The following is a 21766-nucleotide window of genomic DNA, read 5'->3' on the forward strand; positions in this document are numbered from 1 at the left end:
TTCCGCCCGAAAGACAGGATTTTACTGCACAATCTGCGCCAATTCACCGGCCTTGTAGCGTTCCGCCATCTTTTCCAGCGGGATCGGCTTGATTTGCGAGGCGCGGCCTTCGCAGCCGAATGCCAGGAAACGGGCCTTCACGACTTCTTCCGCGGCCAGGCGGGCCGGCTTCAGGTAGTCGCGCGGGTCGAACTTGGACGGGTTCTGGAACATGAACTTGCGGATCGCCGCCGTCATCGCCAGGCGGATGTCGGTGTCGATATTGATCTTGCGAACGCCGTGGCGGATGCCTTCCTGGATCTCTTCTACCGGCACGCCATAGGTTTCCTTCATGTCGCCGCCGAATTCGCGGATGATCGCCAGCAGTTCCTGCGGTACGGACGAGGAACCGTGCATCACCAGGTGCGTGTTCGGGATGCGCGCGTGGATTTCCTTGATGCGGTCGATCGCCAGGATGTCGCCGGTGGGCTTGCGGGTGAACTTGTAGGCGCCGTGCGAGGTGCCGATGGCGATCGCCAGCGCGTCGCACTGGGTACGCTGGACGAAGTCGGCAGCCTGGTTCACGTCGGTCAGCAGCTGTTCGCGGGTCATCGTGCCATCCGCGCCGTGGCCGTCTTCCTTGTCGCCCTTCATCGTTTCGAGCGAGCCCAGCACGCCCAGTTCCGCTTCGACGGTCACGCCGATCGAGTGGGCGAACTTCACGACTTCGCGCGACACTTCCACGTTGTATTCATAGGAAGCGACGGACTTGCCGTCCGCTTCCAGCGAGCCGTCCATCATCACGGACGAGAAGCCGGAACGGATCGCGGCCATGCAGACGGCAGGCGACTGGCCGTGGTCCTGGTGCATCACCACGGGGATGTGCGGGTAGGCTTCCACCGCCGCGTCGATCAGGTGGCGCAGGAAGGCTTCGCCGGCATATTTGCGGGCGCCGGCCGAAGCCTGCATGATCACCGGGCTGTTGACGGCGTCGGCGGCAGCCATGATGGCCTGCACCTGTTCCAGATTGTTGACGTTGAATGCCGGCAAGCCATAGCCGTGTTCGGCGGCGTGGTCCAGCAGTTGACGCATGGATACGAGGGACATGGTAGTACTCCAATCAAATAAAAACCGATGCGGCCAGTACGCGAGCTCCCTTTGGCTCCAGCGCGCCGGCCAGAATTTTTTATGAGAATTCGCCTATCTTGACGATCTTCAGTGCATTCGTGCCGCCGACCTTGCCCATCGGCTCGCCCCAGGTTACGACGATCATGTCGCCCTTCTTGGCGATGCCGTATTCGACCAGCAGGTCTTCGGCCTGTTTCAATACTTCGCGGCTGGTGCCCTGCTGCACCAGGTAGTGCGCGCGCACATTGCGGTACAACGATACCTTGCGCTGCGTGGACACGCTAGGCGTCAGCGCGAAGATCGGCGTGTCGATATTGTGCCGGCTCATCCACAGAGGCGTGGAGCCCGATTCGGTCAGCGCCACGATCGCCTTCACGCGCAGGTGGTGCGCGGTGAACAGGGCGCCGTAGGCGATCGACTGGTCGATGCGGGTGAAGCGCGCATTGAGGAAGTCGGCGTCCAGCTTGTTGTATTCGGATTGTTCGGCATCCACGCACACGGCGGCCATCATTTCCACCGTTTCGACCGGGTAGCGGCCGGACGCGGTTTCGGCGGAAGTCATCACGGCGTCCGTGCCATCGAGCACGGCGTTGGCCACGTCGGACACTTCGGCGCGCGTGGGAACCGCGTTGAAGATCATCGATTCCATCATCTGCGTGGCGGTGATGGCGAACTTGTTCGATTCGCGCGCCATGCGGATCATGCGCTTTTGCAGCGCGGGCACGGCGGCATTGCCCACTTCCACGGCCAGGTCGCCGCGGGCGACCATGATGCCGTCGGAGGCATTGAGGATTTCCTGCAGCGCAGGAATGGCTTCCGCGCGTTCGATCTTGGCGATCATCTGCGGCTTGTGGCCGTACGGCTCGCCGGCAATATTGGCCAACTGGCGCGCCATCGCCATATCGGTGGCGCTTTTCGGGAACGAGATGGCGAGATAGTCGGCCTGGAAGCTCATCGCCGTCTTGATGTCTTCCATGTCCTTCGCCGTCAGCGCCGGCGCCGTCAGGCCGCCGCCCTGGCGGTTGATGCCCTTGTTGTTCGACAGCTCGCCGCCGATCTTCACCGTGGTGTAGATCTCATGGCCGACGACCTTGTCGACCACCAGCACGATCAGGCCGTCGTTCAGCAGCAGCACGTCATTGCCGCGCAGGTCGTTCGGCAGCGCCTTGTAGTCGAGACCCACGCGCTCCTGGTTGCCCAGTTCGCCGTTCTCGCCCCACTTCGCATCGAGGATGAACTTGTCGCCGTTGGCCAGGTCGATCTTGCCGCCTTCGAACTTGCCGACGCGGATTTTCGGACCCTGCATGTCGGCCATGATCGCCACTTCCCGCCCGCACTCCGCCGCCGCCTGCCGCACGAGGTTGGCGCGATCGATATGATCTTGCGCCTTGCCGTGCGAGAAGTTCAGCCGCACCACGTCCACGCCGGCGCGGATCATGCGGATCAGAACGTTCAGGTCGGTGGAAGCGGGGCCGATGGTTGCAACGATTTTGGTGCCACGGGACATTGAGGGTTCCTCGAAGTAGGTGGTTGAAGCTCGTGTCGTTGAAAGAGAAAAGCGCAGCGATGGTGCGCTGCGCTTCTTTCTAATTACTGCCCACTACGCTGGGCAAGCACTTCCACTGCCGGCAGGGTCTTGCCTTCCAGGAATTCCAGGAAGGCCCCGCCGCCGGTGGAGATATAACCAATTTTATCGGTAATGGCGTATTTTGCAATCGCCGCCAAAGTATCGCCACCCCCAGCAATGGAGAAGGCTTTCGATTCGGCAATCGCCAGCGCCAGCGTCTTCGTGCCTTCGCCGAACTGGTCGAACTCGAACACGCCCACCGGGCCGTTCCACACGATCGTGCCAGCGGCGGCAATCTGCTCGGCCAATTGCTCGGCCGTTTTCGGGCCGATGTCGAGGATCATGTCGTCGTCGGCCACGTCCGCCACGTCCTTGACGGTGGCGGCGGCGGTCGGCGAGAACTCCTTGGCGCACACCACGTCCACCGGGATCGGCACTTGCGCGCCGCGCTTGGACATCAGCTCGATAATGGCCTTGGCTTCTTCCAGCAGATCCGGTTCGGCCAGCGACTTGCCGATCTTCAGGCCGGCGGCCAGCATGAAGGTATTGGCGATGCCGCCGCCCACGATCAGGTTGTCGACCTTGTCGGCCAGGGATTTCAGGATGGACAGCTTGGTGGAGACTTTCGAGCCGGCGACGATGGCCAGCAGCGGACGGGCCGGCGCACCCAGCGCCTTGCCCAGTGCATCCAGTTCGGCGGCCAGCAGCGGGCCGGCGGCGGCGACGGGCGCGAATTTCGCGATGCCGTGCGTGGACGCTTCGGCGCGGTGGGCGGTGCCGAAGGCGTCGTTCACGTACACGTCGCACAGCTTGGCCATCTTCTGCGCCAGTTCGTCGGCATTCTTCTTCTCGCCCTTGTTGACGCGCACGTTTTCCAGCAGCACGACCTGGCCATCCTGCAGGTTTTCCAGGCCGGCACCGTCGACCCAGTTCTGTTTCAGTTCCACCGGCTGGCCGAGCAGCTCGGACAGGCGGGCCGCCACCGGGGCCAAGCTGTCTTCCTGCTTGAACTCGCCCTCGGTCGGGCGGCCCAGGTGGGAGGTGACCATCACCTTCGCGCCAGCCTTCACGGCATCCCGGATGGCCGGGACGGATGCGCGAATGCGCGTATCCTCGGTGATATTGCCGGCATCATCCTGCGGCACGTTGAGGTCGGCGCGGATGAACACCCGCTTGCCTTGCAGCGCATTCTGCGCGATCAAATCCTGGAGACGAATGAAGGACATGGCTTCCAAAGGGACAAGTGGTAGAAAAATCACTATTTTACCGCATGCCCGGGGGCGCCCGGCCTTATTAGCATATATGCAACAGCTAGTGAAATAAGCGCAGCGCCGTGAACACCAGCATGCCGAACACGATGGTCTCGAGCATGCGGCGGCGCCAGGCGAACCAGGCCACCGACGCCAGGCCGGCGAGAAGCCTGGCGTTGAGTGGATCGAGGTTCATCACGCCGCCATCCGTGAGCAAGTCCGGTCCGATGATCGCGGCCAGCGCGCACGACGGCGCGTAGCGCAGCATTTCCTGCACGCGCTGGGGGATCGTGATCTTGTGCCCGACCAGCCAGAAGCCGCTGCGCGTGATCGCGGTGGCCACCGCCAGCGACCCGATGACGATCCAGATTTCCAGGTCAGACACGGCTTTCCTTCTTCTTCAGGCGCAGCTTGTCGCCCGTTTCCTCGACGATCATCGCCGTCGCCATACCCACCAGCACGGCCGCCAGCAAACCCAGTTTATAAGGCAGGCCGGCGGCGAGCACGGACACGCCGGCCGCCACGAGCACGCCGCACAGCGCGGGGCGGCTCGCCACCATCGGCACCAGCACGCAGATGATGGCCAGGGTGCCGGCAAAGCCCAGGCCCCATTCCGTAGGCACGGCGTTGCCCGCCAGGATGCCGACGACGGAGCCGGCCTGCCACGCCGCCCAGTTCGGATACAGCAGCCCTTTCAGGAACGAGACCTTGCCGGGAGCAGGCTCGGGATCGGGATAGCGTTGCAGGTATAGCGCCACGGAAATGTCGCCGGAAACGAAACCCAGGCCCAGGCGCTTGCGCCACGGCAGCGCGGCGAAATGGGGCGCGAGCAGCGCGGAAAAGATCACGAAACGCAGGTTGATGACGAGGGCGGTGACAAAAATCACCCAGACCGGCGCATTGGCGGCGATCAGCGGCAGCGACGCCAACTGGGCCGATCCCGCGAACACGAGCAGGGTCATGCCCAGCGCCTGCGGCAGCGTCAGGCCCGACTTGATCATGGCAACGCCCACGACAACGCCCCAGGCACCGATGCCGAACAGCGTGGGCAAGCCGGTGCGGACGCCATCGCGCCAGGCGGCTTCATCGTGGGTGGCAAGGTCCTGGTCGTTCATGTGGTGCGGTTGCCACACATCGGGAAACACGTGCGGTACGGTAAACAGCCGGCCATTGTACTGGCGATTCTTGTTGCACGTGTTAATCCGTTAAAATCGTGTTTTTTGAACTCCGGAGCACCAGAAGATGACCCAAGCCACCACGCCAGTCGAACTCGAAGGTAAGGACCTGCCGGCATACTGCCCGAACCCGGCCATGCCGCTGTGGTCCTCGCACCCGCGCGTGTTCCTGGATTTCGCCAAGAACCAGGAAGCGAAGTGCCCTTACTGCGGTACCACGTATCGCCTGAAGCCGGGCACCGTGGTCGGCCACCACTGATCTGATGCACTGAACGAGGCGGAGGCGTCATGCCAAAGAAACAGCACAACGGCAGCCCCGCCGAGGTGGAAGCGGCCTTCTACGACGCGATGAGCCGCGCCGACGTGGACGCGCTGATGGCGCTGTGGGCGGACGACGAGGAAATCGTCTGCATCCAGCCGAACGGCCTGCGGCTGCTCGGCCACCGTGCCATCCGCGAGTCGTACGAGATGCTGCTGGAGCATGGCGGCGTACACATCCAGCCAACGCAACTGCACGAGATGCATAATCTGATGAGCGCCGTGCACACCGTGGTCGAAGGCACCACCGTGCTGCGGGGCGACCAGGGTCACCTGGTCGCCACCAATGTCTACCTGAAGACGCCGAAAGGCTGGCGCATCGTCGCGCACCACGTGTCGGTCGCGCCGGGCCCCACGCCCAGCGATACACACAGCCAGGTGCTTCACTAAGCGGCTTGCGCTTGGTGTCCAACACTATTTTTCGCAGAAAAATAGTGTTGGACACCGGTTTTCCTCACCGACGCCCAGCACCATGAACTACCCAGCTCCCCTCTGGCTCCCCAACGGCCATTTCCAGACGATCTACCCCGCCACCTGCCTGCCCAAGCCGGCCGTGCCCTTCCGCCGCGAGCGCTGGGATACCCCGGATGGCGACTTCGTCGACGTCGACTTTGTCGACGGCGCACCGGGCAAGCCCTTCGTGGTGCTGTTCCACGGGCTGGAAGGTTCGTCGGACAGCCACTACTGCCGCGCCCTCGGCAAGGAATTGATGGACCGCGGCTGGTCCGGCGCCATTCCCCATTTCCGCGGCTGCTCGGGCGAACCGAACCTGGCACCCCGCTTCTACCATTCGGGCGACGCGGCCGAGGTGGACTGGGTACTGCGCCGCCTGCATCCGCGCGCGACCGGCAAGTTCTACGCGTGCGGTGTTTCGCTGGGCGGCAATGCGCTGCTGCGCTGGCTGGGGGAGTCCCAGCATCAGGCGGAATTCGTGGAGGCGGCCGTCGCGGTGTCCGCGCCGCTGGACCTGGCGCGGGGCGGCGAAGCGCTGTCGCGCGGCTTCAACCGCCTGTACCAGCGTATGTTCCTGCAAACGCTCAAGCCCAAGTCCGCGGCCAAGCTGAAGCAGTTCCCCGGCCTGTTCGACCTGGACGCGCTGCTGGCGGCGCGCGACCTTTATTCGTTCGATAACGTGGTGACGGCCCCGCTGCACGGCTACCGCGACACGGACGATTACTGGAACCGCGCCAGCGCCAGGCACGTGCTGCCGGACATTACCGTGCCCACGCTCGTGCTGAACGCGCTGAACGACCCTTTCCTGCCGGGCATCCATCTGCCGCGCCATGCGTCGAAGCATGTAGTGCTCGATTATCCGGAGGAAGGCGGCCACGTGGGCTTCGCCACCGGCCGGCTGCCGGGCAACCTGATGTGGCTGCCCCGGCGGATGATCCATTTCCTGGAAGGCGGCCACAGCATCGGCGCGCCGCAATCGGCACCGTTATGGGAAGCTTCGGCGCATGGATGATATCGTCAAACAGGCCATGGCCAAGTGGCCGAACGTGCCCTACTGCTACGGCTGGCTTGCGCTCGATGCGCGCGGCAACTGGCGCATGCGCGATGAACACGCACAGCGCAATGCCCTCCCCGGCGACAAGCTGACCAATGCCGCGCTGGTGGCCTTCATTGCCCGCAATTACCAGCGGGACGAACAGGGCAACTGGTATTTCCAGAACGGTCCGCAGCGTGTGTACGTGAACCTGGAAACCACGCCCTTCGTTGCCCGCACCGATCCGGCCCACGGCTTCGTGCTGCACACGGGCGCGCCATTGGAGAAGGTCGACGCGGCCTTCATCACCGAAGCTGGCGAACTGATTTTGAAAAGCGGAGAGATCGTCGCCCAGCTGGACGACCGGGACGTGGCCGAGGCCCTGAGCGCCTTGGAAGCCGATGGCCAGCGTGTGAGCGATGAAGCGCTGCTGGCCTGGCTCGAAGGGAACGCCCGGTTGGCCCCTGCCCTGCACGTCAGCGGCAGTTCCGTGCCGTTGCAGCGAATGGATCGGGCCGTTGTAGCGGATCGATTCGGCTTCCGGAGAACGCCCAGCCCGGCCGGGCGACGTCGCATTCCTTGTCCTCATCGGTCAAGCTTTGGCGCTTGAACGGGTCGTCCTTCGCCGCGCTGCTAGTGGAACCGGCGCTGACGCGCAACGAGGCACTGCCGAAATCCTTGTCCTTGCCCTTCTCGCCCATCGCTTCGCGGCGCTTGGCCTGCCATTCACGCTCGCGCGCGTCGATCACGGCGTGCTCGTAGAAAGAGGCGTCGGGCGCCTTGCGCGCCAGTTGCAGCTGGTCGAGCGCGGCCATCGTGCCGCCCAGCAGCGCATACGATTCGGCCAGCGCGATATGCTGCAAGGCGAGCTTGCCCATCTTCGAATAAGCCTGGGCCAGCAGGTCCTGCAATTCCGCCTCGCTGCGGTAGGACTGCAGCTGGTCGCGCAGGAAGCGTTCGGCCTGTTCCGGCTTGCCGCCCTTGATCAGCGCGTCGGCATACTGCCAGACGATGCCGCGCGAGAGCGGGAACTTGGCATGCGCGGCCGCCCCCTCGGCGATCGCCTGCGCCAGTACCTCGGGATTCTTTTCCTGGTCGACCTTGATCTCCAGCGACGTGTAGGCGAGGATGCTTTCCGACAGCCCCTTCGGCAGCGGCGAACTGAATGCGCCGGGTGCCGGCGGGCGCTCGATCGTTTCCTTCGCCTTGGCGAGCCAGTTCTCGGCACCCTTGTAATCGTCGCGCTGCAAGGCCAGGAAGGCCATGCCGTACTGGCCGGCCGCGATCTGGTGGCGGCTTTGCTGCGCCATCTGGTTGCGGAAGAATTCTTCCGATTCCGCGTAGCCCTTGGTGGACTTGTCCTGCAACACGCGGGCGCGCGAGCGGACCAGGAAGAAGTCCAGCGAATCCACGCGCTGCCGGTAAGGCGCTTCGCGGATGCGCGCCTGGATGTCGGCGATGCGCTCCGTCGTCAGCGGGTGGCTCATCAGCCAGGGCATCGACGTGTCGTACATCTTCGTGGCGTTCTGCATGCGCTGGAAGAACGCCACCATGCCGTTCGTTTCAAAGCCGGCCGCGCCCATGATCTGGAAGCCCACCCGATCCGCCTCGCGCTCGGCCTCGCGGCCGAAGTTCAGCTGGCGCTGGATCGCCACGCCCTGCCCGCCCATCATCACGCCCATCGCCGCGTCCGGGCTATCCTTGGCGACGAGCGCCGCGAGGATCATCGCCGCCAGCGGAATCAGCGCATCGGTCTTTTGCTCGCCCAGCTGGCGGGCGATGTGCCGCTGCGCCACGTGCCCGATCTCGTGCGACAGCACCGACGCCAGCTCGGACTCCGATTGCGCGGCGAGCAGCAGCGCCGAGTGCACGCCGATGAAGCCGCCCGGCAGCGCGAAGGCGTTCAGCTGCGGGTCGCGCACGGCGAAGAAGAAGTAATCGTAGTTCGCCTCGCCGCGCGCCCCCGGCCGCGCCGATACCAGCGTGTTGCCCAGGGTGTTCAGGTAATCGATGATCGGTGGATCGTCGAGGTAATCGCGGTTGAAGCGGATATCGCGCATGATTTCCTCGCCCAGCTTGCGCTCGATGACGGGCGACAGCGCCTCGCGCGAGGTATCGCCCAGGCTCGGCAGGCTCGGCACGTTGGTGGGCGCTTGTGCCTGCACGGCGGGTGCAAAGGACGAAACGGCGAGCGAAACGGCGAGGGAGGCCAGCAGGCGGCGGGGGAATCGGGTGGCGTTCACGGTGCTATGATACCTGTTCATTCAGTCACTAAGTATGCCGCGTATGTCCGAGCTCACCCACGAACTTACTCACTTCGATACCACCGGCCAAGCCCACATGGTCGACGTCGGCGCCAAGGCCGAAACCCACCGCATCGCCATCGCCACCGGCAGCATCCGGATGAAACCGGAAACGCTGGCCATCATTCTATCGGGAACCGCCAAGAAGGGGGACGTGCTGGGCATTGCCCGCATCGCGGCAATCATGGGTGCCAAGCGTACCAGCGATCTGATTCCGCTGTGCCATCCGCTGGCATTGACCCGGGTGACCGTGGATTTCGAGACCGACGAGGCCAATTCGTCCGTGCATTGCCGGGCGCAGGTGGAGACGTATGGGAAGACCGGGGTCGAGATGGAGGCGCTGACGGCCGTGCAGGTCGGGTTGCTGACCATTTATGATATGTGCAAGGCCGTGGATCGCGGGATGGTGATGAGCGAGATCCGCGTGCGGGAAAAGCATGGTGGGAAGAGCGGGGATTGGTCGGCTTGATCCATGAGCCGGCATAAGGATTCCGTTCGAGATCGATCAACGCAGTTCCTCCACTGTTGACAGAGTAGAGGTTCGAATGAGCAACGACAAGACAACTGGGCCGATTCTGCTGCGCAATACGATGGCGTTCGATCGCCAGCATGCGGATGACTTCAAGAAAGCGGTCGTCGACGCAGTCGCGTTTGCGCAGAAGCACGCTCCACAGCTGATGGTCCAGACGTATATCGATGATGAGAAGGGTCTCTGCTACAGCTTTCAGTTGTACCAGGATTCGGATGCGATTCTTCGTCACTGGCAAATATCGGATGCGAACATTGCGGAGGTCATGAAGTACTGCGTGGTTCGCAGCATGGAAGTATATGGAACGCCCAATGATGCCGTCCGAAAGGGGATCGTGGGTTCGGTGGGCGAAGCGAATGTGTCGTTCACGCCGGAGCTTGCCGGTTTTTTTCGTCTTGGGTGAACTGGCCACCAGTCGCCGCACGTGAACCGCGCCCCCGAGGCCGTACGCTGGCTCGGTCCGGACACTTTATTTTATGCCAGAAAGTCATTCCCTTCTGGCAATTAATCTTATAATCGTCCTGTTACCTTGACCAGGACAAGCAATGTCAGGCCCCACGCAGCGCGACCTTACACCTCAACAGTACACTTTCGACCAGATGAACCTGCAAGTCGGCATGCGGCTGCAGGTCATCACCCACCGGGCACTGCGCCCCGCGCAGAATTTTTCCAGCGTGATCGGGTGGGTCAAGGATGAGTACCTGATCATCAAGATCCCGTTCGAACAAGGGGCGCCGATCGCGCTGTACGAGGGCGACAAGCTGACCTTGCGGGTGTTCTCCGGCGTGAACGTGTGCTCGTTCGATACCATCGTCGAACGCATCTTCGGCAGGCCGCTGCTGTATGCGCACGTGGCCTTCCCCAAGCAGATCCAGGGTACCAGCCTGCGGATGGCGATGCGCGTCAAGGTCGATATTCCGGCGCAGGTGAAGACGGCGAGCGGGCACGAGCAGGTCGGCTTCCTCGTCAACCTGAGCGTTTCGGGGGCGCTGATGCATACGAAGCGGCCCATTCCCGAGGCGCCGGAACCCGTCGTCGTGCAGTTCACGCTGCTCACGGAGCCGGACAAGCGGCAGGTGATCGTCACCGTCAAGGCGTCGATCAAGAATGTCAGTGCGGCGGAAGCGGCGGCGGATGGGCGGCCAAGGTATGCCTACGGCATGCAATTCATCGATGTCGATCCGGGGCATTACATGATGCTGCAGAACCTGACGTACCAGGCGATGATCGCGGATCGGCAAAAGATCGTGTAAGAAGCCGTAAAAAAAACCGGGCTCGATAGCCCGGTTTCTTGTACTGCTGGAGGCAGATTACTGCTGTGCCTGTTGCTGAGCCTGCTGAGCGGCCGGAGCGCTGTTCTTCGTCAGTGCGCTGGCGAAGGTGGTGTTGGCGATGTTCGTCGTCACGGTCCAGCCCACTGCGGTGGCGGTGACTGCAGGTGCGAAGGTGATCGTGCGGCTGTCGACATCGGTGTGGATGCCGGTTGCCAGCGTCAGCACGATGGTGCCGTCGGTCACGGCGGCCGAAGCGACTTCCTTGGTGGCGGCGAAGGTCGGGATGCCGTTTGCGCCGGTGTCGCAATCGGTCGTGGTACCGCCAGCTTCCTGGATGCACAGGGCAACGGAAGACTTCAGGGAATCGGCGGCGGTCACGGCGTTACCCAGCTTGGCCTTCGTCGAGTAGTTGCTGTACTGCGGAATTGCCACGGCAGCCAGGATGCCGATGATCGCCACGACGATCATCAGTTCGATCAGGGTGAAACCGCCTTGGGCTTTCTGGTTCATGGATTTCATGGTGTTGCTCCTTCAAAAGAAACGTAACGGGTTGGGATGATTGATGTAGAGCAATCCGCGTGCCAGCCCGGTTTGCGCCGCTTCCTACCCGAAATCCGCCGTTTGTGGCAGTTCCGTTAGGAAACAGTGACATTTTTCGTCACTTGCATGTTCGTAGATTGTCACATGGACCTGCAAAAAGCGTCATCTGACGATTTTCGTCAGACCAACCGGAACGCCATCCGGGTGCCGGACAGGTCCAGCACGTCGCCGTCCGCCAGTGCCTGCGGCAACTTGCCGAGCGGCGCATCGTTCAGCAGCGGAATGCGCTCGCCCTCGGCATGGACAGCGGCGTAGCCTGCTTCCGTGCGGTTGATGACCACGACCTGCACGCCGGCGCGGCCCAGGCTGGTCTGCATCTTGGTCAATTCCAGTACCCGGCCGGCATTGCTGCCGTTCAGCACCTCGATGCGGGCCGTCGGCAGCGTGGCCGGCGTAGCGGGAAGGCCGCTGATGGGGCGGATGCCGTCCGCCACGAATTCGATGCTGTATTTCGCCAGCTTGACCGTGTCGCCATGGCGCAGGTGATGCTTGCTTACCCGCTGGCCGTTCACGAACGTGCCATTCGTGGAATACAGGTCTTCCAGGAAGGAATCGTCGAGGATGGTCGTGATCGCGGCATGGTCGCCGCTGACGGTCGGATGTTCGAGCACGATGTCGTTGTGCGGGTGGCGGCCGATCGTCATGCGCTCCTTCGTGAGCTGCACGGTCTTTTCCAGCACCCCGTCGCGGGAAATCAGGATTTTTGCCAACCAACCACCTCCGGAAGCCAACTGTTTGCGAGGTCCGGGACGGTACGGCGGTCCCGCACCCCGGCGTTGTAAAAATTCGGGGCGGTACGGCGCTCCGGCTGTCCCTGTTGTAAAAATTCGGGGACTGTCCCTGTTGTAAAAATCGGGGCGGTACGGCGCTCCGGCAGCCCCTGTGTTGTATTGCGACCAGCTCAGCAGGGAGCTCACCCCAGCCACAAAAAAGAACGGGGGCCGCAGCCCCCGTCATTATCGAACAACGTCCGAAATTACAGCATTGCCTTCAGCAGGCGAGCCATTTCCGACGGGTTCTTCGTCGCTTTGATGCCGCATTCTTCCATGATGGCGAGCTTGGCTTCAGCCGTGTCGGCGCCGCCGGAGATCAGCGCGCCGGCGTGGCCCATGCGCTTGCCCGGAGGCGCGGTCACGCCAGCGATGAAGCCGACGACCGGCTTCTTCATGTTGTCCTTGACCCAACGCGCGGCGTTGGCTTCGTCCGGACCGCCGATCTCGCCGATCATGATCACGGCGTCCGTTTCCGGATCGTCGTTGAACATCTTCATGATGTCGATGTGCTTCAGGCCGTTGATCGGGTCGCCGCCGATGCCGACTGCCGACGATTGGCCCAGGCCCAGCGCGGTCAGCTGGCCCACGGCTTCATAGGTCAGCGTGCCCGAACGGGACACGACGCCGATACGGCCCTTGCGGTGGATGTGGCCAGGCATGATGCCGATCTTGATTTCGTCCGGGGTGATCAGGCCTGGGCAGTTCGGGCCCAGCAGCAGGGTCTTCGAACCGGCCTTGGCCATGCGATCCTTGATTTCCATCATGTCACGGACAGGGATGCCTTCGGTGATGCAAATCGCCAGTTCCAGCTCGGCTTCGACCGCTTCCCAGATCGCGGCGGCGGCGCCTGCGGGCGGCACGTAGATCACGGAAACGGTTGCACCGGTTTCCGAAGCAGCTTCCTTCACGGAACCGAAGATTGGGATGCCTTCGAAGTCTTCGCCGGCTTTCTTCGGGTTCACGCCTGCCACGAAAGCGTTCTTGCCGTTCGCGTAGTCGCGGCACATGCGGGTGTGGAACTGGCCGGTCTTGCCGGTGATGCCCTGGGTGATGACTTTGGTGTCTTTATTGATCAGAATAGACATGTTGGTTCCTTAATTAAGCTTGACCGGCTGCAGCGGCAACAACGCTCTTGGCTGCGTCTTCCATGGTGTCGGCGGCGATGATCGGCAGGCCGGAGTCGGCCAGCATCTTCTTGCCCAGATCTTCGTTGGTGCCCTTCATGCGCACGACCAGCGGTACCTGCAGCGAAACGGCCTTCGATGCGGTGATCACGCCTTCGGCGATCACGTCGCAACGCATGATGCCGCCGAAGATGTTCACCAGGATCGCCTTCAGGCCCGGGTTCTTCAGCATGATCTTGAAGGCTTCGGTCACTTTCTCGGCCGTGGCGCCACCGCCCACGTCCAGGAAGTTGGCCGGCTCGCCGCCGAACAGCTTGATGGTGTCCATCGTGGCCATGGCCAGGCCGGCGCCGTTCACCAGGCAGCCGATGTTGCCGTCCAGGGAGATGTAGGCCAGGTCGAACTTCGATGCTTCGACTTCGGCCGGATCTTCTTCGTCCAGGTCGCGGTAGGCGACGATTTCCGGATGACGGAACAGGGCGTTGGAGTCGAAGTTGAACTTGGCGTCCAGGGCGATCACTTTGCCGTCGCCGGTCAGGATCAGCGGGTTGATTTCAGCCAGCGATGCGTCGGTTTCCCAGTAGGCCTTGTACAGGCCTTGCAGGTTGGCGCGCGCGTCGGCGATCGAACCTTCCGGCACGCCGATCTTGCGGGCGACGTCGTCGGCTTCCGCGTCGGTCAGGCCCACGGCCGGATCGATGATCACGTTGTGGATCTTTTCCGGGTGCGATTCAGCCACTTCTTCGATGTCCATGCCGCCTTCGGAGGAAGCCATCAGCACCACGCGCTGCGAAACGCGGTCGGTCACGAGCGAAACGTACAGTTCCTTCTTGATGTCCGCGCCTTCTTCGATCAGCAGGCGGCGTACTTTCTGGCCTTCAGGACCGGTCTGGTGGGTCACCAGCTGCATGCCCATGATCTGTTCGGAGTATTCCTTGACCTGGGCCAAAGACTTGGCGACCTTCACGCCGCCGCCTTTGCCACGGCCACCGGCGTGGATCTGCGCCTTGACCACCCAGACCGGGCCGCCCAGGGTTTCGGCAGCTTTCACTGCTTCTTCCACGGACATGCACGGAATGCCGCGCGGAACCGTCACTCCGAACTTCCGGAGGATTTCTTTGCCTTGATACTCATGGATCTTCATGCTGGCTTCCCTTCTGATGCTGAATATGAAATGGGGTTTGAAATGTTTTGCTGCTTCAGTCTTGCGGCACCTGGGCTGTGGTGGCGGCATGAGCCCCCCAGCGTGGGTCGAGACCCGACGAATGGCGCGCCCCCTTCGACGATGGCGCGACAGGTGTCGGGTTGAAACGTGTTACATGCGGGTGCGTGGCGCTGGCGGCAACCGGAATCTTGGAAGCCAGCAGGGTGTCGTTGACTGAGATGTCGGCGTGATGACTGGTCAAATCCCATGGTTCACCGCCAGGCGCGATCGCCCGGATGTCCATGGCGCGCAGTGGGGAAAGCGCACTTCGGAAAGAATTTGACAGGAACATAACACCGATGCCGCTTGCGCGGCCAAATTAGTAAGCAGCCATGTACTGATTTCGTACGTTGCCGCAGCTTCTACGGACAACCACCGCACCCGCGGTGCTGCATAAAACTACAAAAGTGTAGCACACCGATCAGGGGCTGGATAGCAAAGTGATCGTACGACTTTGGGAGCGCCCAGAGCGCCGCCAAGACAAAAAACCGGTGACAGGCCCCGAATTTCGGGAAATATTGCTCGAAAAATGGGGTACGTCCCCATTTTTCAGGAAACATGCGGCGTAAAAAAAGCAGCCCGCGGGCTGCTCTAAGCGTTGTGAATATCAGATATTTCAGAACTCGTCATCCAGGTCCGCGCCCTTCATCGCGGCGCGCACGGCTTTCTGGGAGAAGCCGCGGCCGATGAGAAAGCGCATCTGCTTGCTGCGCTCTTCGGCATCCTCGGCGACCTTGCCGCGGAACTTGCGGCGCCAGACATCGCAGCAGCGCGCCACTTCGTCTTCGACGAGCCCGGCCTTCAGCTCCTGCAAGGCTTCGCCTTTCACACCGTGGCTTTGCAGCTCGGCGAGGATGCGGCTGTTGCCGTAGCGGGCCGAGCGGCGGTGGATCAGCGATTCGGAAAAGCGTTCCTCGGACAGCCACCTGTTTTTCTCGAGCCAGTCGAGCAGTGCGTCGACGTCGTCGCCCTCTTCCGCATGGCGGGCCAGCTTGCGGGCCAGCTCCATGCGGCTGTGCTCGCGGGTGGACAGCAGGCGCAGGGCACGGGCTTTCAGGCTGACGGGTGGTGCGGGCATCGGCGACTAGCGGGATAAAGGATGAAAAAGGAGAAATGAGCAGTATAAAAAAACATCGCCACCGCCGCAAAGCGGCTGGTGGCGACGAAGAGCTTCTACAAGCCCAGGATCGATCGATACGTGCCGCGCTTCTCGCGCGGCAAGGCGAAAGACCGGGGTCTCCCGCCATTGGCCATCAGTCGACGGCCTTCAGCTTCGGTGCCGGTGCGTCGCCTTCGGCCGGCGGCAGTTCGCGCACGCCCAGCGAAGCGCGGACCTTGTTCTCGATTTCGCGGGCCAGCGTCGGGCGCTCTTTCAGGAACGTACGGGCATTGTCCTTGCCCTGGCCGATACGGTCGCCGCCGTAGCTGTACCACGAGCCGGACTTCTCGACGATCTTCGCTTCCACGCCCAGGTCGATGATCTCGCCTTCGCGGGACGTGCCTTCGCCATACAGGATGTCGAAGTGTGCTTCCTTGAACGGCGGCGCGATCTTGTTCTTGACGACCTTGACCTTCGTTTCGTTACCGATCACCTCGTCGCCGGACTTGATCGAGCCCGTGCGGCGGATATCCAAGCGCACCGACGCGTAGAACTTCAGCGCGTTACCGCCCGTGGTGGTTTCCGGCGAACCGAACATCACGCCGATCTTCATGCGGATCTGGTTGATGAAGATGACCAGCGTGTTGGTGCGGTTGATCGTGCCGGTCAGCTTGCGCAGCGCCTGCGACATCAGTCGTGCCTGCAGGCCCGGCAGCGAATCGCCCATGTCGCCCTCGATCTCGGCGCGCGGCGTCAGCGCGGCCACGGAGTCGACGACGATCATGTCCACCGAACCGGAGCGCACCAGCGCGTCGCAGATTTCCAGTGCCTGTTCGCCCGTGTCCGGCTGCGAAATCAGCAATTCGTGCAGGTTCACGCCCAGCTTCTGCGCATAGGTCACGTCCAGCGCGTGTTCCGCGTCGATGAACGCGCAGGTGCCGCCGATCTTTTGCATTTCGGCGATGGTCTGCAAGGTCAGCGTGGTTTTACCGGACGATTCCGGGCCGTAGATTTCCACGACGCGGCCGCGCGGCAAGCCGCCGACGCCCAGTGCGATATCCAGCCCCAGGGAGCCGGTGGAAACAGTTTGGACTTCTTCCAGCGGGGCGCTAGCGTCCATGCGCATGACGGAGCCCTTGCCGAACTGCTTTTCAATCTGAGCCAGCGCCGCGGCGAGCGCTTTGGCTTTTTCGGATGCAGGTACTGCCGCTTTCTTGTCGTCCATGATTTCCTTAACCTTTACGTTTCAGTGATTCCGAATGATTCCTAGGGGATTCCTGTTTAAGTACACGTACCTCTCCGGTACAAACAGTACTGTATATGCATCCAGTGGTTTATGCAAGCGGAATCTACGCCTTTCCATCGGGCGCCGCACATTGAGTACAATGAAACAGCCACCATGCCCGATAGCCAACATGCGTATTTTACTAGCCGAAGATGACAGCGTCCTGGCGGACGGACTCACGCGCTCGCTGCGCCAGTCCGGCTATGCCATCGACTGCGTAAAAAACGGGCAGGAAGCGGATACCGCCCTTTCCACCCAGGAATTCGACCTCCTGATCCTGGACCTGGGCCTGCCGAAGCTGCCCGGCCTCGAAGTGCTGCGCCGCCTGCGCTCGCGCGGCTCGCTGCTGCCGGTGCTGATCCTCACCGCCGCCGATTCCGTGGAGCAGCGCGTGACGGGGCTGGACCTGGGCGCGGACGACTACATGGCCAAGCCCTTCGCGCTCTCCGAGCTCGAGGCGCGCGTGCGCGCGCTCACCCGCCGCGGCCAGGGCGGCGGCTCCGCCATCGTCAAGCACGGCCCGCTCACCTACGACCAGGTGGGCCGCAGCGCCTACATCAACGAGCAGATGCTGGACCTGTCCGCCCGCGAGCTGGGCCTGCTCGAGATCCTGCTGGCCCGCGCCGGCCGCCTCGTCTCCAAGGAACAGCTGGTGGACCACCTGTGCGAATGGGGCGAGGAAGTCTCCAACAACGCCATCGAAGTCTACGTGCACCGGTTGCGCAAGAAGATCGAGGTGGGCGGCGTACGCATCGCCACCGTGCGCGGCCTCGGCTACTGCCTCGAGAAATTCCCCGGCGCGGCGGCCGACGTGAAGTGACCCAGCCGGTCGACCAGGCCCAGGCGGAAGCCGCCTGGAGCCCCGCCCTCGAGGAAGAAGGCGAGATCCAGCACTCGCTGTTCGGCGAGATCCTGGACTGGATGCTGGCCCCGCTGCTGCTGCTGTGGCCGATGAGCATCGCCATCACGTACCTGGTGGCCAAGTCGATCGCCAACCAGCCGTTCGACCATGCGCTGGAAGATTCCCTCACCGTGCTGTCGCAGCAGGTGCGCGAGGTGGACGGCAAGCTCCAGCAGCAACTGCCCGGAGCCGCGCGGGACATCCTTCGCGCCGACGACGTCGACAGCGTGTATTACCAGATCCTGGGCCCGCAAGGCCGCTACGTGGACGGCGACCGCGACCTGCCCCGCCCCCAGCCGGAACCCGACGACGAGATGGATTCCGCCGGCGCGGTGCGCTTTCGCAACGCCACGCTGCACGGCACGCCCATCCGAGTGGCCTACGCCTACGTTAACCTGGAAGAGAACAGCGAGCATCCGCCCCGCCTGGCCCTGGTGCAGATGGCCGAGACGCTGGAAAAGCGCGCCAAGCTGGCCAACGAGATCATCAAGGGCGTGATCCTGCCGCAGTTCATCATCCTGCCCGTGGTACTGGCGCTCGTGTGGTTCGCTCTGTCGCGCGGGCTGCTGCCGCTGGCCGAGCTGCAGGAACGCATCCGCGCCCGGCGCAGCGACGACCTGTCGCCGATCCCGCCGAAGCAGGTGCCGGAAGAGATCACGCCGCTGGTCAGCTCGCTCAACGAAATGCTGGCGCGGCTGTCGCAATCGATCGACATGCAAAAGCGCTTCATCGCCGACGCCGCCCACCAGATGAAGACGCCGCTGGCCGGCATGCGCATGCAATCCGAGCTGGCGCTGCGCCAGACCGATCAGAACGAGATCCACCGCTCGCTCGAGCAGTTGGCCAAGAGCTCGGAGGCGGCAACGCGCCTCGTCAACCAGCTGCTGGCCCTGGCGCGGGCGGAAAACCAGCCGCAGGCCGGCATGGCGTTCGCGCCGCTCGACCTGGCCGAGCTGGCGCGCAATGCCGTGCGCGACTGGGTGCCCGCCTCGTTCAATTACCGGATCGACCTGGGCTACGAAGGGCCCGAGGCACCCGTTCTCATCGAGGGCGATCCGGTGATGCTGCGCGAGCTGCTGTCGAACCTGATCGACAATGCGCTGCGCTACACGCCGATAGGCGGCAGCGTGACGGTGCGCGTGAACGAGGGCGCGGCGCCCACGCTGGAAGTGGAAGATACCGGCCCCGGCATCCCGCCGGCCGAGCGGGTGCACGTGTTCGAGCGCTTCTACCGCATCCTGGGCAGCAGCGCCGAGGGCAGCGGCCTCGGGCTGGCGATCGTGCGCGAGATCGCCCAGCAGCACGGCGCCGAAGTGGACATCCTCGGCAACCCGCGCGCCACCAACCCGAAATACCCCGGCAGCCTGTTCCGGCTGACCTTCCCGGCCCGGCCGGCCGAACCCGACGAGGAAGAGGAAACGCCGCACTATGGCTGACCACGACGATCACCGAGACGACCACCCGGACGACCATCCGGACGACTACTGGCGCCGCACGCGGCGCCTGACGGTGGCGCTGCTGCTGGCCTGGATCGCCACCGGCTTCCTCGCCGTGTACTTCGCGCGCGAACTGGCGGACCTCACGCTGTTCGGCTGGCCGCTGTCGTTCTACATGGCCGCGCAGGGCGCCTCGCTGGTCTACCTCGCCATCACCGGCATCTATGCCTGGCGCATGCGCCGGCTGGACCGCCGGCACCGGGGGCGTGCTTGAAACGGTCGTTCAAACAGCGCCTCACGCGCTACTACCTAGCCTTTGCCGCGTGCTTCGCCGCGTTCCTGCTCGCGCTGGCCGTGCTGGAAAGCGAAGGCATGCCGCGCGTGTGGATCGGCTACATGTTCCTGTTCGCCACCATCGTGCTGTATGCGTCGATCGGGCTGGTGTCGCGCACCTCGAACGTGTCCGAGTACTACGTGGCGGGGCGGCGCGTGCCCGCGCTGTTCAACGGCATGGCCACGGCGGCCGACTGGATCTCGGCGGCCAGCTTCATCAGCCTGGCCGGCACGCTGTACCTGAACGGCTTCGACGGCCTGGCGTTCGTGATGGGCTGGACCGGCGGCTACTGCCTGGTGGCCCTGCTGATCGCGCCCTACCTGCGCAAGTTCGGCCAGTACACGATTCCCGACTTCCTCGCCGAGCGCTACGGCGGCCCGGCCAACGGTCGCGCGGTGCGGCTGTGCGGCGTGGCGGCCACCATCCTCATTTCGTTCACCTATGTGGTGGCGCAGATCTACGCGGTGGGCCTGATCGCCTCGCGCTTCACGGGCGTCGATTTCTCGGTCGGCATCTTCCTTGGCCTGGCGAGCATCCTCGTCTCCTCGTTCCTGGGCGGCATGCGCGCCATCACGTGGACGCAGGTGGCGCAGTACATCATCATCGTGGTCGCCTTCCTGATCCCGGCCATGTGGCTGTCGGCCAAGCACAGCGGCAACCCCATCCCGCAGGTGGCCTATGGCAAGCTCCTCCCCCAGCTCTCGGCGCGCGAGGCGGCGCTGGCAGCCGACGGCAAGGAAACGGCCGTGCGTGACGTGTTCCGCGCGCGCGCCGCGCAATACCAGCAGCGCCTCGACGGCTTGCCGGCGTCGTGGGAATCGGGCCGCGCGCAATTGCAGCACCACCTGGACAATGTCCGCCTGCGCAACGCCTCGCTGCTCGATATCCGCGCGGCCGAGCGGGCGCTGATCGCCTATCCGAAGAATGCCGAGGAAGCGGTGGCCAAGTGGACCGCCGCGCGCGACGAGAACCTGCGCCGCGCCCGCCCCCTCACGCCGCATGCCGTGCCCTTCCCCGGCGCCACCGAGGAACAGTCGGACATCAAGCGCCGCAACTTCATCGCGCTGGCGTTCTGCCTGATGCTGGGCACGGCAGCGCTGCCGCACATCCTGATGCGCTCCTACACCACGCCCTCGGTCGACGAGACGCGCGTTTCCGTGTTCTGGACGCTGTTCTTCATCCTCCTGATCTACCTGACGATTCCCGCGCTCGCCGTGCTGGTGAAATACGACGTGTACAGCGCGCTGGTCGGCAGCCGCTTCACGGAGCTGCCCACCTGGGTGTCGTACTGGGCCAGCGTGGACCGCGCCAATCCATTGATCAGCATTACCGACATCAATGGAGACGGCTTCGTGCAGCTGGCCGAAATCGCGATCGACGGCGACGTGCTGGTGCTGGCCACGCCGGAAATCGCCGGCCTGCCCTACGTGATCTCGGGCCTCGTCGCGGCGGGTGGCCTGGCCGCCGCCCTCTCCACGGCGGACGGCCTGCTGCTGGCGATCTCGAACGCGCTGTCGCACGATGTGTACTACAAGGTGGTCGACCCCAAGGCATCCACGCAAAAGCGCGTGACGATCTCCAAACTGATCCTTCTCGGCGTGGCCTTCGTGGCCGCCTATTCGGCTTCCACCAAGCCGGGCGACATCCTCTCGCTGGTGGGCGCCGCGTTCTCGCTGGCCGCCTCCACGCTGTTCCCGGCCCTGGTGATGGGCGTGTTCTGGCGCCGCGCCAACCACTGGGGCGCGCTGGCGGGCATGGCCACCGGCTTTCTCGTCTGCCAGGGCTACATGTTGCGAACCAACCCCACGCTGGGCGGCAGCGCGGCCGCGCAGTGGTTCGACATCGCGCCCATCTCGGCCGCCGTGTTCGGCCTGCCGGCCGGGCTGGCGGCGCTGGCCGTCGTCAGCCTGCTCACGCCCCCGCCGGCGCCACGGCAGGCGGCGCTGGTGCGCTACATCCGCTCGCCGGAAGTTAACGAAACAAAATAAACATTTGTTTTGT

The 21766-nt window shown here is 63.7% G+C and carries 22 protein-coding genes and 1 pseudogene; 11 read left to right on the top strand and 12 right to left on the bottom strand.

The window, feature by feature from the left end; all coding sequences use genetic code 11:
- Positions 1-21: 21 nt before the first annotated feature.
- From fba to V6Z91_RS04960, 5 genes are all read right to left on the bottom strand, one after another.
- Positions 22-1086, bottom strand: a complete 1065-nt coding sequence (gene fba, locus V6Z91_RS04940) for a class II fructose-bisphosphate aldolase (RefSeq protein ID WP_338767404.1) — start codon at positions 1084-1086, stop codon at positions 22-24.
- A gap of 79 nt (positions 1087-1165) precedes the next feature.
- Entirely contained in the window at positions 1166-2614 is a 1449-nt protein-coding gene (gene pyk, locus V6Z91_RS04945) for a pyruvate kinase (protein WP_338767407.1), read from the bottom strand.
- 83 nt (positions 2615-2697) lie between these two features.
- Positions 2698-3900 (bottom strand): phosphoglycerate kinase, encoded by a 1203-nt coding sequence (locus V6Z91_RS04950; protein WP_338767410.1) that lies wholly within the window; start codon positions 3898-3900, stop codon positions 2698-2700.
- 85 nt (positions 3901-3985) lie between these two features.
- Positions 3986-4309 carry an AzlD domain-containing protein gene (locus V6Z91_RS04955; protein ID WP_338767414.1) on the bottom strand — a complete coding sequence of 108 codons (324 nt, stop codon included), beginning with the start codon at positions 4307-4309 and terminating at the stop codon, positions 3986-3988.
- On the bottom strand, positions 4302-5039 hold the full coding sequence (locus V6Z91_RS04960; RefSeq protein ID WP_338767417.1) for an AzlC family ABC transporter permease: 738 nt from the start codon (positions 5037-5039) through the stop codon (positions 4302-4304). The genes V6Z91_RS04955 and V6Z91_RS04960 overlap by 8 nt, the downstream gene beginning before the upstream one ends.
- Positions 5040-5166: 127 nt before the next feature.
- Between V6Z91_RS04960 and V6Z91_RS04965 the strand changes: the two genes are divergently transcribed.
- The 4 genes from V6Z91_RS04965 (at position 5167) to V6Z91_RS04980 (ending at position 7513) form a co-directional block, all read left to right on the top strand.
- A complete protein-coding gene (locus V6Z91_RS04965; protein WP_130187406.1) occupies positions 5167-5358 on the top strand; it encodes a zinc-finger domain-containing protein in 192 nt (63 codons plus the stop codon).
- Between the two features lie 29 nt (positions 5359-5387).
- Positions 5388-5807: a nuclear transport factor 2 family protein gene (locus V6Z91_RS04970; RefSeq protein ID WP_338767432.1), complete on the top strand. Its 420-nt coding sequence runs from the start codon at positions 5388-5390 to the stop codon at positions 5805-5807.
- Positions 5808-5889: 82 nt separating this feature from the next.
- Complete coding sequence (locus V6Z91_RS04975; RefSeq protein WP_338767435.1) at positions 5890-6882, top strand: alpha/beta fold hydrolase; 993 nt, start codon at positions 5890-5892, stop codon at positions 6880-6882.
- Positions 6875-7513: a DUF2946 family protein gene (locus tag V6Z91_RS04980; protein ID WP_338767438.1), complete on the top strand. Its 639-nt coding sequence runs from the start codon at positions 6875-6877 to the stop codon at positions 7511-7513. Before V6Z91_RS04975 ends, V6Z91_RS04980 begins: the two co-directional genes overlap by 8 nt.
- 889 nt (positions 7514-8402) lie before the next feature.
- On the opposite strand, the pseudogene V6Z91_RS04985 reads toward V6Z91_RS04980, so the two are convergent.
- Positions 8403-9167, bottom strand: a pseudogene (locus V6Z91_RS04985) (M48 family metalloprotease); the annotation flags it as partial.
- A 22-nt stretch (positions 9168-9189) separates the two neighbouring features.
- On the opposite strand from V6Z91_RS04985, the gene moaC reads away from it, so the two are divergent.
- From moaC to V6Z91_RS05000, 3 genes are all read left to right on the top strand, one after another.
- Entirely contained in the window at positions 9190-9675 is a 486-nt protein-coding gene (gene moaC, locus V6Z91_RS04990) for a cyclic pyranopterin monophosphate synthase MoaC (RefSeq protein WP_338767440.1), read from the top strand.
- 76 nt (positions 9676-9751) lie between these two features.
- Entirely contained in the window at positions 9752-10138 is a 387-nt protein-coding gene (locus V6Z91_RS04995) for a hypothetical protein (RefSeq protein ID WP_338767442.1), read from the top strand.
- Positions 10139-10280: 142 nt separating this feature from the next.
- Positions 10281-10988, top strand: coding sequence for a flagellar brake protein (locus tag V6Z91_RS05000; protein WP_338767444.1), 708 nt, complete (start codon positions 10281-10283; stop codon positions 10986-10988).
- 57 nt (positions 10989-11045) lie between these two features.
- Here the strand turns inward: V6Z91_RS05000 and V6Z91_RS05005 are convergent, their stop codons facing one another.
- From V6Z91_RS05005 to recA, 6 genes are all read right to left on the bottom strand, one after another.
- Positions 11046-11528: a pilin gene (locus V6Z91_RS05005; RefSeq protein ID WP_338767447.1), complete on the bottom strand. Its 483-nt coding sequence runs from the start codon at positions 11526-11528 to the stop codon at positions 11046-11048.
- Positions 11529-11728: 200 nt separating this feature from the next.
- Positions 11729-12319: an FHA domain-containing protein gene (locus V6Z91_RS05010; RefSeq protein ID WP_338767450.1), complete on the bottom strand. Its 591-nt coding sequence runs from the start codon at positions 12317-12319 to the stop codon at positions 11729-11731.
- 266 nt (positions 12320-12585) lie between these two features.
- Positions 12586-13467, bottom strand: coding sequence for a succinate--CoA ligase subunit alpha (gene sucD, locus V6Z91_RS05015; RefSeq protein ID WP_338767453.1), 882 nt, complete (start codon positions 13465-13467; stop codon positions 12586-12588).
- Positions 13468-13480: 13 nt separating this feature from the next.
- Complete coding sequence (gene sucC / locus V6Z91_RS05020; RefSeq protein WP_338767456.1) at positions 13481-14650, bottom strand: ADP-forming succinate--CoA ligase subunit beta; 1170 nt, start codon at positions 14648-14650, stop codon at positions 13481-13483.
- Positions 14651-15326: 676 nt separating this feature from the next.
- Positions 15327-15788 (bottom strand): recombination regulator RecX, encoded by a 462-nt coding sequence (gene recX / locus V6Z91_RS05025; RefSeq protein ID WP_338767459.1) that lies wholly within the window; start codon positions 15786-15788, stop codon positions 15327-15329.
- 175 nt (positions 15789-15963) lie between these two features.
- A complete protein-coding gene (recA, locus tag V6Z91_RS05030; protein WP_338767462.1) occupies positions 15964-17034 on the bottom strand; it encodes a recombinase RecA in 1071 nt (356 codons plus the stop codon).
- 190 nt (positions 17035-17224) lie between these two features.
- Between recA and V6Z91_RS05035 the strand changes: the two genes are divergently transcribed.
- The 4 genes from V6Z91_RS05035 to V6Z91_RS05050 are packed head-to-tail and all read left to right on the top strand — an operon-like array spanning position 17225 to position 21753.
- Positions 17225-17914 (top strand): response regulator transcription factor, encoded by a 690-nt coding sequence (locus tag V6Z91_RS05035; RefSeq protein ID WP_338767466.1) that lies wholly within the window; start codon positions 17225-17227, stop codon positions 17912-17914.
- A complete protein-coding gene (locus V6Z91_RS05040) occupies positions 17911-19431 on the top strand; it encodes a sensor histidine kinase N-terminal domain-containing protein (RefSeq protein WP_338767468.1) in 1521 nt (506 codons plus the stop codon). The genes V6Z91_RS05035 and V6Z91_RS05040 overlap by 4 nt, the downstream gene beginning before the upstream one ends.
- Entirely contained in the window at positions 19424-19705 is a 282-nt protein-coding gene (locus tag V6Z91_RS05045) for a sodium/substrate symporter small subunit (RefSeq protein ID WP_338767470.1), read from the top strand. Before V6Z91_RS05040 ends, V6Z91_RS05045 begins: the two co-directional genes overlap by 8 nt.
- Positions 19702-21753, top strand: a complete 2052-nt coding sequence (locus tag V6Z91_RS05050) for a sodium:solute symporter family protein (RefSeq protein ID WP_338767472.1) — start codon at positions 19702-19704, stop codon at positions 21751-21753. The genes V6Z91_RS05045 and V6Z91_RS05050 overlap by 4 nt, the downstream gene beginning before the upstream one ends.
- The last annotated feature ends 13 nt before the right edge of the window (positions 21754-21766 follow it).

The sequence above is a fragment of the Massilia sp. METH4 genome, assembly GCF_037094685.1.
GTDB lineage: Bacteria > Pseudomonadota > Gammaproteobacteria > Burkholderiales > Burkholderiaceae_D > Rugamonas.